Consider the following 12419-nt stretch of genomic DNA (forward strand, 5'->3'; position numbering starts at 1 on the left):
TTTTTATGAACAAATCAGACCTGGTCAGAGAATTGGCTGAGAGGACAGGCCTTTCCCGGAGACAGGTCCGGGAAGCGGTGGAGACTATTCTGGAGGCTATTGCCGCTGCCCTGGAGAGAGGAGAAGGTCTGGAGATAAGGGGTTTTGGTTCCCTGAGAGTCAGGAATCGGCGGGCCTACCGGGGGAGAAATCCTCGAACCGGGGAGAGCATCTCCGTGGCCCCCAAGAAGGTAGCTCTTTTTCGCTGTGGCAGGGAGATTAAAGAGGGGCTCAAGCGTCTGGATCTAGGCCCTCCGGAGTAGGGTGACTGTCTCTAAGTGAAAGGTCTGGGGGAACATGTCAAAGGGTTTGACATGGGACACCTGATAACCGACCTCCTGAAGAAGACGCAGATCTCGAGCCAGAGTGGGAGGATCACAGGAGATGTAGATGATCTTCTCCGGGGCCACTTCTGGCAAGAATCGGATTACCTCTTTACACCCTGACCTTGGGGGGTCAAGAAGCACGGTATCAAACCTTTCAGCCTCTTTGGTTAGCTTCCAGAGGCACTCGGCCGCCGAAAGCCTCTCAAACTGCAGGTTGTCAAGCCCCCACAAGCGCCGATTTTCCAGGGCATCATCAATGGCTCGATTGTCAAGATCTACCCCCAGGGCCCTTTTTACCTGGGTGGCTAAGGGAATGATGAAGTTTCCCATACCGCAGTGGAGATCAAGGGCGCTTTCCCCTTGAGCCAAGGAAAGGACATAGTCTATGAGGCGGAGATTAACTGACCAGTTGGCCTGGGTGAAGACCTTGGGAGCGGCCACGAAGACTTGATCTCGCTCAAGTCCCAATAAATCTTTGGGAATGGGGAAGACCCTTCGGCCCTGCCAGCTGGCCTCAGAGGGAAAAGGGCCTTCCGGGGTCGGCCCTCTTAACCAGTAAAAAAAGGCCTTGATCTTGGGGACTTCTGCCAAAAATTCCTTTATGGTTTCTAGGTTTGGTCTTAATTTCAGCCAGACCAGGAAAACTACCCGGCCTTCCAGCGGGCTGACGGCTAAATCCACCCGTTTGGCTACTTGAGCCAGTCGCATCCAGGCCCGGGACAGGGAGAGGGTCTTGAGGACATCGTTAATTTCCTCCCGGGCCAGCAGGCATCTTTTTATCGGGACCAGCCTGTGGGAGCGGCGTTTAAGGAAACCCAAGGCCCCAGTTTCGGCCTGAACATGGAACTGAAGCTTGTGGCGGTAGGAGAAAGTCTCTGGGGAGGGAACGATTTTCCTTACCAGATTCGGCGAAAGGCCGGCTATCCGTGCTAGCGTCTCCTTGAGGATCTCTTCCTTGAGGCGTAACTGGCCTTCATAGGAGATATGTTGCCACTGACATCCCCCACAATGAGGGAGGTATTCACAGGCCGGGGAGATGCGCCAGTCGGAAGAGCGGAGGATCTCCTTGACTTCTCCCAGAGCATAGTCCCCTTCCAGGCGTTTTATCCGGATTTCTATCTCTTCTTCTGGCAGGGTGTCAGGGACGAAGACTACCCGGCCATCGGCCAGATGACCTAGGCCGTCACCTCCATAGACAAGTTTTTCGATCTTTATTTTTTCGAATTTTTGCCGCACTCCAAACAAAGTTAGTCCCTCTCAAGGAGTTCTTTGAGCTCTAAGAGCTCCCTTTTGATCTCCTGGAGCAGACTCTGATGGGTGGGCTTCTCAGCCAGCCTTTTTCGGGCTCCGGCAATGGTGAAGCCCTCATCATAGAGGAGTTTTTTTATCTGAAGAATAGTCTCGACGTCTTTGCGCCGATAAAGTCGCTGGCCGGCCACCCGTTTAGGGCGGATTTGAGGGAATTCCCTTTCCCAGTAACGAAGGACATGAGGCTCGAGCCCGCAAATCTCAGCCACTTCACCAATCCGGAAATAGGCCTTCTTGGGAATCGCGGCCTCTTTGGCCATCAGCGGGCATTGAGATTCTTGCGCAGGGTGGGGCTAGGACGAAAAACAACGGTCTTCTGGTCGGGGATTTCGATGGCCTCGCCGCTTCGGGGAGAGACTCCCCGTCTTCCCCGTCTTTCGTAGGGCTCAAAGGTGCCAAAACGAACGATCTTTACCGGCTCCCCGATAATTAGGGCCTCTTTTATCAGTTCAAAGACCTCATCCACCACCCTGGACATGCTCCGGACTGAAAAACCGAGATTGTCGTGTAAATGCTGGGCCAGTTCCTTTTTAGTGACTGTCTTGTTTTTTTTCATCATCGTATCCGGGCCTTGAACTGGGCTAGAATTTTCTCGGTGAGGTCTTTTTGGATCTCATTTACCTCTTCGTCGGTTAGGGTTCGGTCCGGGGCTCGGTAGATAAATCTGAGCCCCAGAGAACGATAACCCTGGGGAATATTCTTCCCCTGATAGACATCAAAGATAAAAACCTCCTCCAGATAGGGAACATCAAGGGCCTTAATGGCCATCAAGATGTCAGCAGCCGGAATAGTCTGGGAGACAACGATGGCTAGATCTCGAGTAGTGGCTGGATACCGAGGCAGAGGCCGAAAACGGACGACTGGTCGGTAAAGACTCACCAGTTCATCAAAGGAGAGCTCAAAGATATAAAGAGGGGAATCCAGATCAAGGGCCTCCCGAAGATATGGGGCCACTTCTCCCAAATATCCTATGACCTTTTGATTAGAAACAACCTCCATGGAAACCCCGGGGCGGAGATATGGTTGGCTACTTTGAGGCATGAGTTTGGCCTTCACCTTTAGGGCCGAAAGAATGCCTTCCACCAATCCCTTAAGATCAAAAAAATCGCCCTCTCGAGGGGGTTCATGACAGGATTCCGGCCGGATATAACCGGTGAGAAGACCAGCTACCATGGTCTCTTCGTGGGGGAGCTCCTGGCCTTCGTCAATGAAGATCTTGCCTATTTCAAAAAGCTTAAGGTGGGGGTTCCCCCGGAAGATATTCCTTCGGGCTACCTCCAAAAGACAAGGAACAAGGCTGGGGCGCATGATGGCTTGATCTTCTGAAAGAGGGTTGAGGATCTTGACCACTTTGCGTCTTGGATCATCTGGAGCCAGCCGGAGAAGATCAAGCCAACGCTCACTGATAAAGCTATAGGAGATGATTTCTGAAAGCCCCATCCCCACCAAGGTGGAGCGCAGCCGGCGCTGGAGACGTCGCTCGTCACCCTCGGCTTCGGCCTCCAGTCTAGCTGTAGGGAAACCGGTGGCTATAAGGCCGTAACCATAGAGCCGGGCCACCTCTTCTATAAGATCCGCCTCTATGGAGAGGTCATGACGGAAGCTGGGAATATGGGCCCTGAGCCCTTCTTCCTCAAGGTGCGTCTTAATTCTGAGACGTTCAAGTAAGTTAGCCGCTAGCTTAATGGGGATATCCTCCCCCAGGAGGCGTTTTAGGCGAGAAGCCCTGAGGAGAACCTTCCTTTCCTTTGCCGGGCGAGGATAGACGTCGATTAGGCCAGCAACGATCTGACCTCCTGCCAGCTCTCCCATCAAGGAGGCCGCCCTTTCGAGACCAAGGATTACGGTCTCAGGATCCGTCCCTCGCTCAAAACGATACGAAGATTCACTGCTTAGCCGAAGCTTCTGACTGGTCCGCCTGATACTAAGAGGATTGAAACAGGCACTTTCAATGAGAACTTCTTGGGTCTCTTCTGTAATTTCTGTCTCGGCTCCTCCCATAACCCCGGCAATGGCCACTGGCCCTTTGGGATCAGCGATAACCAAGGTCTCCTCATCAAGCCTTCTTTCTACCCCATCTAGGGTGATGATGGCCTCTCCTGGTCGGGCTCGTCGGACAATAATTCGGCCTTCAGAGAGCCGCTGGAGATCAAAGGCATGAAGAGGTTGGCCAACCTCAAAAAGAATGTAGTTGGTAATATCGACGATGTTATTAATGGGACGAATCCCCACGGCCTTAAGCCTTCTTTTAAGCCAAAGGGGAGAAGGGGCGATCTTGACTCCCCTAACCACTCGGGCCGCGTAGCGGTAACAGAGATCAGGTTCCTCTATATTGACTTGAGCTAGCTGGGTAACCTCATCTCCTTGGGGAGGGGCGGGCCGGGGGGGAATGGTCAGGTCCAGATCAAAGATGGCGGCCACCTCCCTGGCCACGCCGAGTATAGAAAGACAGTCTCCTCGATTGGGGGTGATGCCAAGCTCCAAGACAGGGTCCTTCAGAGAGAGGGCCTCTCTCAGATCTAGGCCGGTGGCCAGAGAGGAGGGGAGAATCATTAATCCGTTTTCATCTCCATCGAGGCCCAGCTCGGCGGCTGAACAAAGAACAGCCTCAGACAGCTCTCCCTTAATGGTGGTCGGGATGATCTCTTGACCCTCAAAGAGAACCGCTCCCGGCAGGGCTAAAGGGGCCTTTATGCCAGGGGCCACATTGGGAGCGCCACACACTACCCTGTAAGTCTTCTCACCGGCGCGAACGAGACAGAGGGAAAGATGTTCCTGACGAGGATGAGGCAGGACTTCAAAAACCTCCCCCACCACTACCCTGTCTAAATAATCATAGGCGTCTTCCAGGCCCTCTACCTCCAGGCCTGCCATGGTCAGGGCCTCGGCCACCTCCTCGGGTGAGGCCGAAAGATGGGGAACAAATTCCTTAAGCCAGGAATAGGGAACACGCATGGTCAAAACTGCTCCAGAAAACGCCAGTTATTTTCAAAAAAGAGCCGGATATCGTCGATACCGTATTTGAGCATGGCGATTCTCTCCACTCCCAGACCAAAGGCAAACCCCGTCCACTCTTCGCTATCGTAGCCTACACTGGCAAAGACATTGGGGTGGACCATCCCCGCTCCCAAGACCTCCAGCCAACCTGTATGCCCGCAAACCCGGCAACCCTTTCCCCCACACATAACACACTGGATGTCGATCTCTGCCGAGGGTTCAGTGAAGGGGAAAAAGCTCGGCCGGAAACGGACCCCTGTCTGGGGGCCAAAAATCTGGTGGACGAAATAGGTCAGAACCCCCTTAAGATCAGCAAAAGAGACCTCCCGGTCCACCATAAGCCCCTCTACCTGGTGGAACATGGGGGTGTGGGTAACATCGGAATCGCAACGATAGACCTTACCCGGAGCGATGATTCTCAGGGGCGGCCGGCGTCTTTCCATGGCCCGAATCTGGATGGGAGAGGTATGAGTTCGCAAGAGAACAGACTCAGAGATATAAAATGTGGCCTGCATATCCCTGGCCGGATGATCCTTGGGGATATTTAAGGCCTCAAAGTTATAATAATCGAGTTCAACCTCCGGGCCCCTTTCAATGGAAAACCCCAGGCGGACGAAGACCTCACATATTTCTTCCATTACCTGGGTGATGGGATGGAGGTGGCCAATGGGCCAGGGACGCCCGGGCAGGGTGATATCCAGCCCTGGGCCGATGCTGGCCTCCTTCTCTTTGAGATCCGAGAGTCTATCTTTTATGCGGCTCTCAAGCTCTCTTTTTATCTCGTTGGCCAATCGCCCCACGATTGGCCGCAACTCTGCCGGGAGTTCTTTAACCCCTTTAAGGATTCCGGTAAGGAGGCCCTTTCTTCCTAAATATTTGATCCTTACGGCCTCTACCTCTTGGGAGGTCTGGGCCTTTGCCAGTTCGGCCAGGGCCTCAGCCCTTAGGCTCTTTAACCTCTCTTCCTCCATGACTCTATTGCTGAAGATTGGCCGAGGCGAGGTTGACCAGACGGCTGAAGGCCTCTGGATCTGTTACGGCTAGGTTGGCCAACATCTTGCGGTCTATCTCTACCCCAGCCTTTCTAAGCCCTCCCATAAACTTGCTATAGGAGAGGCCATTTAATCGGGTGGCAGCTCCAATGCGTACCTGCCAGAGACGCCGGAAGTCCCTTTTACGTTGCCGGCGATCCCGATAAGCATAGGCCATGGCTCTTTCCACAGTCTCCTTGGCCCGGCGGAAATTACGGCTCCGGTTGCCCCAATATCCCTTAGCCAGCTTGAGGATTTTCTTGTGTCTTCTTCTAGTCTTATAACCACCTTTGGTCCGCGGCATATGTGATCACCTCGCTAAAATTTATAGGGAATAAGTACCTGGATGGAACGCTCGTGGCTTTTGTCTACCACGGCATCCCTTAACAAACGCCTCTTGCGTTTGCGGTTTTTCTTGCGCAAGAGATGACTCTTGCCGGCCCGGAAGTGAATAATCTTGCCTGTCCCAGAGACCTTAAATCGTTTGGCTGCGGCTCGTTTGGTCTTGATCTTATTCTTGGCCATGGAAAATCACCCCTTCTGCTCTTTTGTCGGCCCAAGGATCATAATCATCTGGCGGCCTTCCATCTTCGGGGCCTGTTCTACCCGACCGATATCCGAGACCGCCTCCACAATCCGATTAAGAACATCCCGTCCCCGATCAATATGGACGATCTCCCGGCCCCGAAACCAAAGTCTCACCTTGACTTTGTTCTTTTCTTCCAGGAAGCGCCGGATGTGTTTGATCTTGACAGCCAAGTCGTGTTCATCTGTTTTGGGACGAACTTTAATCTCCTTGACCTGAACGGTTGTCTGCTTCTTTTTGGCCTCTTGGGCCTTTTTGTTCTGTTGGTAAAGGAACTTACCATAATCCATAATCCGGCAAACCGGCGGCTGAGCCTGGGGGGCTATCTCTACCAGATCAAGGTCTTGTTCCCGGGCTATCTCCAAGGCTTCAGATAAAGGAACAATCCCTATTTGTTTGCCATCGGCGCCGATAAGCCGGACCTCTCGGGCCCGTATTTGCTGATTAATTCGATAACGTTTGGTCTCTACTGCCACCGCCCCTTCCTTTTTTTTCTGTTTAAGCGGCCGCTCTCTTAGCGGCTACTTCTTCTTGAAGCCGTTCAATGAGGCCCTCCAAACTCAGGGCCGGAGTCTGCTTACCGCCTCTGGTTCTCAAGCTTACAGAGGCTTCTTCGACCTCTTTATCACCAATGATTACCATGTAAGGAATCTTTTGCATTTGGGCCTCGCGGATTTTATACCGCAAAGTCTCGTTGCGGAAGTCCTTTTCTACTCGGAGACCGGCGGCATTAAGTTTAAGCCAAACCGATTCAGCATAGGGAATATGCCTGTCGGCCACAGTTATGACCACCACCTGAATCGGGGCCAACCAAAGGGGAAAGGCCCCGGCATAGTGTTCCAGAAGAACCCCCAAAAAGCGCTCCAGCGACCCCAGGAGGGCCCGATGGATCATGATGGGTCGGTGTAATCGGCCATCTTCTCCCATGTAGGAAACATCAAATCTTTCAGGAAGATTGAAGTCCACCTGGATAGTTGAGCACTGCCAGGAACGATCAAGCACGTCTTTGATCTTGATATCTATTTTGGGGCCATAGAAGACCCCTTCTCCGGGATCTATTTCGTAAGCTAACCCCTTGGCCTCAAGAGCTCCCTTTAAAGCCGCTGTGGCCCGTTCCCAGTTCTCTTCGGTGCCTACGTACTTTTCTGGTCTGGTTGATAGATAGATATCGTAGCGGTCAAAACCAAAGACAGAGAGCATATGAACAGTTAAGTCAAGAAGGGCAAAGATCTCTCTTTCCAGTTGGTCGGGCCGACAGAAGATGTGGGCGTCATCCTGGGTAAAACCCCTTACTCGCATAAGGCCGTGAAGCACACCGCTTCTTTCATAGCGATAGACTGTTCCCAGCTCACACCAGCGAAGAGGAAGCTCCCGGTAGCTACGTCGTCGGCTTTTGTAGATGAGAATATGGAAAGGACAATTCATAGGTTTGAGTTGATATTCGACTTCGTCGATTTTCATGGGGGCAAACATGTTCTCAGCATAAAAATCCAGGTGGCCGGAAATACGCCATAGATCCCGGCGGGCAATATGAGGAGTGATGAGGAAAGAGTAGCCGTGACGAAGGTGTTCCTCACGCCAGTAATCTTCAATGACCTTACGGATCATGGCCCCCTTTGGATGCCAGAGAATGAGCCCCGGGCCAACCTCTTCTTGAATAGAGAAGAGATCAAGATCCTTGCCCAGGCGACGATGATCCCGCCGTTTGGCTTCTTCCAGCCAATCAAGAAATTTCTTTAGATCCTCTTTGGAGAAGAAGGCCGTACCGTAGATGCGCCAGAGCATCTTGTTACGTTCATCGCCTCGCCAGTAGGCCCCAGCACAGGAGAGAAGTTTGAAGGCCTTAATCCAGCCGGTATGGGGGAGGTGGGGGCCCCGACAAAGGTCAACAAAATTGCCCTGCCGGTATATAGATACCCTTTCCTCCGGGATTTCTTTCAGGATTTCTATCTTGTAGTCCTCCCCCAAAGACTGGAAAAGGTCTATGGCCTCTTCACGGGGGAGCTCTTCCCTTATAAAGGGCAGACGCTGTTTGATGATCTTTTTCATCCGGGCCTCGATGGCCTTAAGGTCTTCGGGAGTGAAGGCCCGGTGATAGTCAAAATCGTAGTAGAATCCCTGCTCGGTGGCCGGACCGATAGCCACCTTGGCCTCTGGAAAGAGTTCTTTAACCGCCTGGGCCATCACGTGGGCACAGGAGTGTCTCAAAATCTCCGTGGCCAGGGGATCTTCGGGGAATATGGGCTCGATGACCGCCGACTCCGTTATGCGGCAGGATAAATCTACCAGTCGTCCGTCAAGACGGGCAGCCACCGGAGTGTGGTCTCCCCCTGTCAGCCTCTTTAGGGCCTCCGCTACAGTGATTCCTGACTCCACAGCCACCTTCTCTCCGGTGGGTAAGGAAATTTCAATTAATTTTTCAGAGGTCATAGTCACCCCTTAAGATTTAACCAGGGGGATTCGGTCATCATGGAAGGGGTGAAGAGACCGATTCCCGGGCCTCTTTTATCAGGAAGGACCTTGTTACTCAAGGCCCAAAACCAAAAGACCTTGTGGAGTCTCTCCACAAGGTCTTTTCTTGCCTATGTTGGTAGGCGCGGGCGGTTTCGAACCGCCGACCTCTGCCGCGTCAAGGCAGCGCTCTCCCGCTGAGCTACGCGCCTTCCCCGTTATGAGTGAAAGCAAAATATCAAAGCCCTTAAAGGGTGTCAAGGAGGTGGCTTGGGTCTAAGAGGCTATCGGAAGCACTCAAAGGAGCCAGTTTACATGCCTGGGCCGGCTCTCTCGTTATATGGAGTTGAATTTTTATTTTGCCATTGATAGGGGGAGACAACCGGACATATCTACTGCCTAAAAATAGGGGGCGGAGATGGAACTGAAGGGGCTACTTGAGGCCGGAGGGGTGGGGTGGGGACTTTTGATCTTAGCCCTTATCCTGACCCTTTTGTTTCACCATATTTTGTTCTTCTCTCTTCAGCGCCTTGCTTTGCAGACCTCTAATCTCTTAGATGATCTGATTATCCGGCATATTCGTTCTCCGGCCAGATTGCTCTTTATTTCTCTGGTTCTCCAGCTGTCTTTTCCCCTTCCTGAGGGGCTCAAAGCCCCTTTTCACCATGGAGCCACTCTCTTGTTTATTGTCTCGGTGGTCTGGATTTTTATCGAAGGGGCCCGACTGCTTGAGGAACTGGTCCTTATCCGTTACCCCCTTGGGGTGAAGGACAATCTTCTGGCTCGTAAAATCTATACCCAGGTAAGGGTCTTAAAACGGATCATCATTGTTCTCTCCATCTTTTTGGGACTTTCTCTGGCCCTTCTTACCTTCCCCAAAATAAGACAAATAGGGATAAGCCTTTTGGCCTCGGCGGGGCTGTTGGGACTCATTCTCGGTATGGCCGCCCAGAAGACTTTGGCTGGGCTGATTGCCGGCTTTCAACTGGCTGTTACCCAACCTATCCGCATTGACGATGTAGTCATCGTCGATGGGGAGTGGGGGCGTATCGAAGAGATCACCCTCACCTATGTGGTAGTGCGAATCTGGGATGAGCGAAGGCTGATTGTTCCGATCAACTATTTCTTGGAACGTCCTTTTGAGAATTGGACCCGGGTCTCGGCCGAACTACTGGCCACTGTTTATATCTATGCTGACTATAGTCTTCCAGTGGCCCCGGTGCGGGAGGCCCTCTATCGGATCCTTCGGTCCTCTCCCCTCTGGGATGGCCGTGTTTGGGGGCTTCAGGTAACCGGAACTACAGAAAAAACCCTCGAACTGAGGGCCCTGATGAGCGCTTCGGACTCTTCGGCTGCCTGGGATCTGCGGTGTGAGGTGCGGGAAAAGTTGCTCTCCTTTATCCAGAAGGAGTATCCTCACTGTCTTCCCAAGGTTCGGGCGGAGATAAAAAACGAATCTCAGGGCTAGAGCCGCTTGACTTTTTAACTCTCCAAGATAATTTCAGCCCTCATGAAAAGACCATATGCTATTGTCAAGAACCGGATCCTCATAAATACGGCCTTGCTCTACTGCGATACCCTGGAGAAGCTTCTCCGCAGTGTCCTCTTTGAGGATATAGTCTGTCGGTATCTAAGACGACTTAAATCCAAAACTCCCAGAAGATACGAGGAGCTTTCTCTGGCGCTAGGTGGAGATGGCGATGAAAATGGTCTCTTGGACAAAATTCTCACCCTTCTGAGGATGCTCAGTACCAACCGGGCTGAGGAACTAGTTACTTTGAGTCCGGCTTTTGCCTCGGCCCTTGAACGACGTTGTCTTTTACGGGAGTTTGTCGAAGGGCTTTACGATTACTGGCGTCACTTTGAACGCTATTTGGTGCTTCCGGCCCCCAGTGGGACCAAGGCCCCGCAGGCGGATCTTTACCATTCTCAGTTTGTGACCATCAACGAAGAGCTAAAGATGCTTATTCTCCGGCTCTACCGAACGGTAATTACCAATCTTACCGGGGAGTCGATCCGGGTCTACCGGCAGCTACCAGCGGCCACTAACCTGGGGGTTCTCACAGAGAGGATTGATTGGGATATTCCCTCCGAAGACTACCATGGTCTGAAAGAGGTTCCCTTTATTCGCTACGTGCTCTTTGAACCTCCCATCATCTTTTACCCTCGCCAAAATAAGCGGCGGGGAGCCTTTATTGAACTTCCAGAAAACCCCTTAAAGGGGCTTAAACTCTCCTCTGAGGAATGGTTTTGTTATCCAGCCAAGGTAGGTCGTCTGACTATCTTTATTTTTTTCCACCGTGACTTTGCCTCCCTGGGCTTTTCTCTCTCTAACCTTTTTGAGCTGGCTGATCGGGAGGCCATCTCCGGTCAGCGCCCTGAGGCGGTCTTGGTCTTTGGCGGCCCTCCGGTAGGCAGGGAGGGTATATCCTTCTTCTATGAAGACAAAGAGAATGACTTTGTGGTGGGGTATGTGGTTGGCAGTGAGGACGCCGATTATTTTGGCTATCTCAAGAAGACCACCCTTACCCTTCACAACCTGATTATGATCAAAAGGGGCTCTCTGCCTCTTCATGGGGCCGGTGTCCACATCGAACTCAAGGACGGCTCGGCGGCCAATCTGATCATCGTCGGAGACTCTGGGGCTGGCAAGAGTGAGACCCTTGAGGCCTTTCGGGTTTTGGCCGAGGACCACTTAAGTGAGATGATCATTATCTTTGATGACATGGGCTCTCTGGCCCTGTCGAGAGATGACATCCTCTGTTACGGTACAGAAGTGGGGGCCTTTCTCCGTCTTGATGATCTTTCTCCAGGGTTTGCCTTTGCCGAAATTGACCGGAGCATCTTTATGAATCCCCATCTGACCAATGCCCGGATTGTTATTCCCGTGGCCTATTATCATCAGGTGGTTATGGGCCACCCCGTGGATATCTTCCTTTATGCCAACAACTATGAGCAGGTAGATCGGGAGAGGCCTATCATTGAGTTCTTCCCTTCTCCAGATGAGGCCCTGGGTGTTTTTCGTTCCGGAGCCCGGATGGCCAAAGGCACTACCGACGAAAAGGGCTTGGTTCATTCTTATTTTGCCAATCCCTTCGGGGCCCCTCAACGCAAGGAGGCTCATGAGATCCTGGCCAGACAATTCTTCGAGGCCATGTTTGAACGCCAGGTCAAGGTGGGTCAGGTGCGAACCAGGTTAGCCATTGACGGCTACGAGCAGGATGGTCCTTTGGCCGCGGCCCAGGCTATATTTGACCTTATCAGAAACCTTTAGAAAGAAATGCCGGAAAGACATCCTGTTCCCCGGCCCTTTCCCCGCTGGGTTCCCTGGTTTGCCTTTTTGATCGGGATTACGGCCTCGCTTTCCTACAGGCTCATTATTGTGGCCAAACACCTTGATCCTGGCCTGATAAGGCCCTTATGGTACGTGGCTGTTTGCGGCAACTCCCTTTTTTTTCTCTATCGCTATCTCATTAGCTTGAGGCGTCAGCGGGTGGTTAAGGAGCGGGCCATTATGGAAAAGTTAGAGAAGGGCTGCTGTCTTTCTCCTGAAGACTGCCAGGCCCTTCGCTATCTGGTTTACAGTACGGTGATTACCAAGGAGAAGTGGAACTACTTTGTCATCTTTGTCTCTACCTTCCTGGCCATTCTCTTTGACCTTCTCTGGTCTGGTTGATCGAT

13 protein-coding genes and 1 tRNA gene are annotated in these 12419 nt (G+C 52.3%); 4 read left to right on the forward strand and 10 right to left on the reverse strand.

What is annotated here, in order from left to right:
- The first annotated feature begins 5 nt into the window (after window positions 1–5).
- The gene (locus G4V39_RS09105) at window positions 6–302 is read left to right on the forward strand and encodes an HU family DNA-binding protein (protein ID WP_166032633.1); all 297 of its coding nucleotides are present in this window, start codon (window positions 6–8) and stop codon (window positions 300–302) included.
- Here the strand turns inward: G4V39_RS09105 and rlmD are convergent.
- The 10 genes from rlmD to G4V39_RS09155 form a co-directional block, all read right to left on the reverse strand.
- A complete protein-coding gene (rlmD, locus tag G4V39_RS09110) occupies window positions 285–1601 on the reverse strand; it encodes a 23S rRNA (uracil(1939)-C(5))-methyltransferase RlmD (protein ID WP_166032634.1) in 1317 nt (438 codons plus the stop codon). The two genes, G4V39_RS09105 and rlmD, sit on opposite strands and share 18 nt — an antisense overlap.
- An 11-nt stretch (window positions 1602–1612) precedes the next feature.
- Entirely contained in the window at window positions 1613–1933 is a 321-nt protein-coding gene (locus G4V39_RS09115; protein WP_166032635.1) for a MerR family transcriptional regulator, read from the reverse strand.
- Complete coding sequence (locus G4V39_RS09120; RefSeq protein WP_166032636.1) at window positions 1933–2229, reverse strand: HU family DNA-binding protein; 297 nt, start codon at window positions 2227–2229, stop codon at window positions 1933–1935. The genes G4V39_RS09115 and G4V39_RS09120 overlap by 1 nt, the downstream gene beginning before the upstream one ends.
- Window positions 2229–4628 carry a phenylalanine--tRNA ligase subunit beta gene (gene pheT / locus G4V39_RS09125; protein WP_166032637.1) on the reverse strand — a complete coding sequence of 800 codons (2400 nt, stop codon included), beginning with the start codon at window positions 4626–4628 and terminating at the stop codon, window positions 2229–2231. Before pheT ends, G4V39_RS09120 begins: the two co-directional genes overlap by 1 nt.
- A 2-nt stretch (window positions 4629–4630) precedes the next feature.
- On the reverse strand, window positions 4631–5641 hold the full coding sequence (gene pheS / locus G4V39_RS09130; RefSeq protein ID WP_166032638.1) for a phenylalanine--tRNA ligase subunit alpha: 1011 nt from the start codon (window positions 5639–5641) through the stop codon (window positions 4631–4633).
- Between the two features lie 4 nt (window positions 5642–5645).
- Entirely contained in the window at window positions 5646–6005 is a 360-nt protein-coding gene (gene rplT / locus G4V39_RS09135; RefSeq protein ID WP_166032639.1) for a 50S ribosomal protein L20, read from the reverse strand.
- A gap of 14 nt (window positions 6006–6019) precedes the next feature.
- Window positions 6020–6226: a 50S ribosomal protein L35 gene (gene rpmI / locus G4V39_RS09140; protein WP_166032640.1), complete on the reverse strand. Its 207-nt coding sequence runs from the start codon at window positions 6224–6226 to the stop codon at window positions 6020–6022.
- Window positions 6227–6232: 6 nt separating this feature from the next.
- Window positions 6233–6763, reverse strand: a complete 531-nt coding sequence (infC, locus tag G4V39_RS09145) for a translation initiation factor IF-3 (RefSeq protein ID WP_166032641.1) — start codon at window positions 6761–6763, stop codon at window positions 6233–6235.
- Between the two features lie 22 nt (window positions 6764–6785).
- On the reverse strand, window positions 6786–8717 hold the full coding sequence (gene thrS / locus G4V39_RS09150; RefSeq protein ID WP_166032642.1) for a threonine--tRNA ligase: 1932 nt from the start codon (window positions 8715–8717) through the stop codon (window positions 6786–6788).
- A gap of 158 nt (window positions 8718–8875) precedes the next feature.
- Window positions 8876–8950, reverse strand: a tRNA-Val gene (locus G4V39_RS09155).
- 206 nt (window positions 8951–9156) lie between these two features.
- Between G4V39_RS09155 and G4V39_RS09160 the strand changes: the two genes are divergently transcribed.
- From G4V39_RS09160 to G4V39_RS09170, 3 genes are read left to right on the forward strand one after another with little or no spacing between them, the layout of a single operon-like run.
- Window positions 9157–10206, forward strand: a complete 1050-nt coding sequence (locus G4V39_RS09160) for a mechanosensitive ion channel family protein (protein WP_166032643.1) — start codon at window positions 9157–9159, stop codon at window positions 10204–10206.
- A gap of 42 nt (window positions 10207–10248) precedes the next feature.
- Window positions 10249–12012 (forward strand): phosphoenolpyruvate carboxykinase, encoded by a 1764-nt coding sequence (locus tag G4V39_RS09165; protein WP_166032644.1) that lies wholly within the window; start codon window positions 10249–10251, stop codon window positions 12010–12012.
- Window positions 12013–12018: 6 nt separating this feature from the next.
- Window positions 12019–12414, forward strand: a complete 396-nt coding sequence (locus G4V39_RS09170; protein ID WP_166032645.1) for a hypothetical protein — start codon at window positions 12019–12021, stop codon at window positions 12412–12414.
- Window positions 12415–12419 lie beyond the last annotated feature (5 nt).

This window comes from Thermosulfuriphilus ammonigenes (assembly GCF_011207455.1).
GTDB lineage: Bacteria > Desulfobacterota > Thermodesulfobacteria > Thermodesulfobacteriales > ST65 > Thermosulfuriphilus > Thermosulfuriphilus ammonigenes.

What these genes read in the sequence shown, in the direction of transcription:
- G4V39_RS09105 (WP_166032633.1), top strand. Translation starts at nt 6, where the DNA reads ATGAACAAATCAGACCTGGTCAGAGAATTGGCTGAGAGGACAGGCCTT.
- G4V39_RS09115 (WP_166032635.1), bottom strand. Translation starts at nt 1,933, where the DNA reads ATGGCCAAAGAGGCCGCGATTCCCAAGAAGGCCTATTTCCGGATTGGT.
- G4V39_RS09120 (WP_166032636.1), bottom strand. Translation starts at nt 2,229, where the DNA reads ATGAAAAAAAACAAGACAGTCACTAAAAAGGAACTGGCCCAGCATTTA.
- pheT (WP_166032637.1), bottom strand. Translation starts at nt 4,628, where the DNA reads ATGCGTGTTCCCTATTCCTGGCTTAAGGAATTTGTTCCCCATCTTTCG.
- pheS (WP_166032638.1), bottom strand. Translation starts at nt 5,641, where the DNA reads ATGGAGGAAGAGAGGTTAAAGAGCCTAAGGGCTGAGGCCCTGGCCGAA.
- rplT (WP_166032639.1), bottom strand. Translation starts at nt 6,005, where the DNA reads ATGCCGCGGACCAAAGGTGGTTATAAGACTAGAAGAAGACACAAGAAA.
- rpmI (WP_166032640.1), bottom strand. Translation starts at nt 6,226, where the DNA reads ATGGCCAAGAATAAGATCAAGACCAAACGAGCCGCAGCCAAACGATTT.
- thrS (WP_166032642.1), bottom strand. Translation starts at nt 8,717, where the DNA reads ATGACCTCTGAAAAATTAATTGAAATTTCCTTACCCACCGGAGAGAAG.
- G4V39_RS09160 (WP_166032643.1), top strand. Translation starts at nt 9,157, where the DNA reads ATGGAACTGAAGGGGCTACTTGAGGCCGGAGGGGTGGGGTGGGGACTT.
- G4V39_RS09165 (WP_166032644.1), top strand. Translation starts at nt 10,249, where the DNA reads ATGAAAAGACCATATGCTATTGTCAAGAACCGGATCCTCATAAATACG.
- G4V39_RS09170 (WP_166032645.1), top strand. Translation starts at nt 12,019, where the DNA reads ATGCCGGAAAGACATCCTGTTCCCCGGCCCTTTCCCCGCTGGGTTCCC.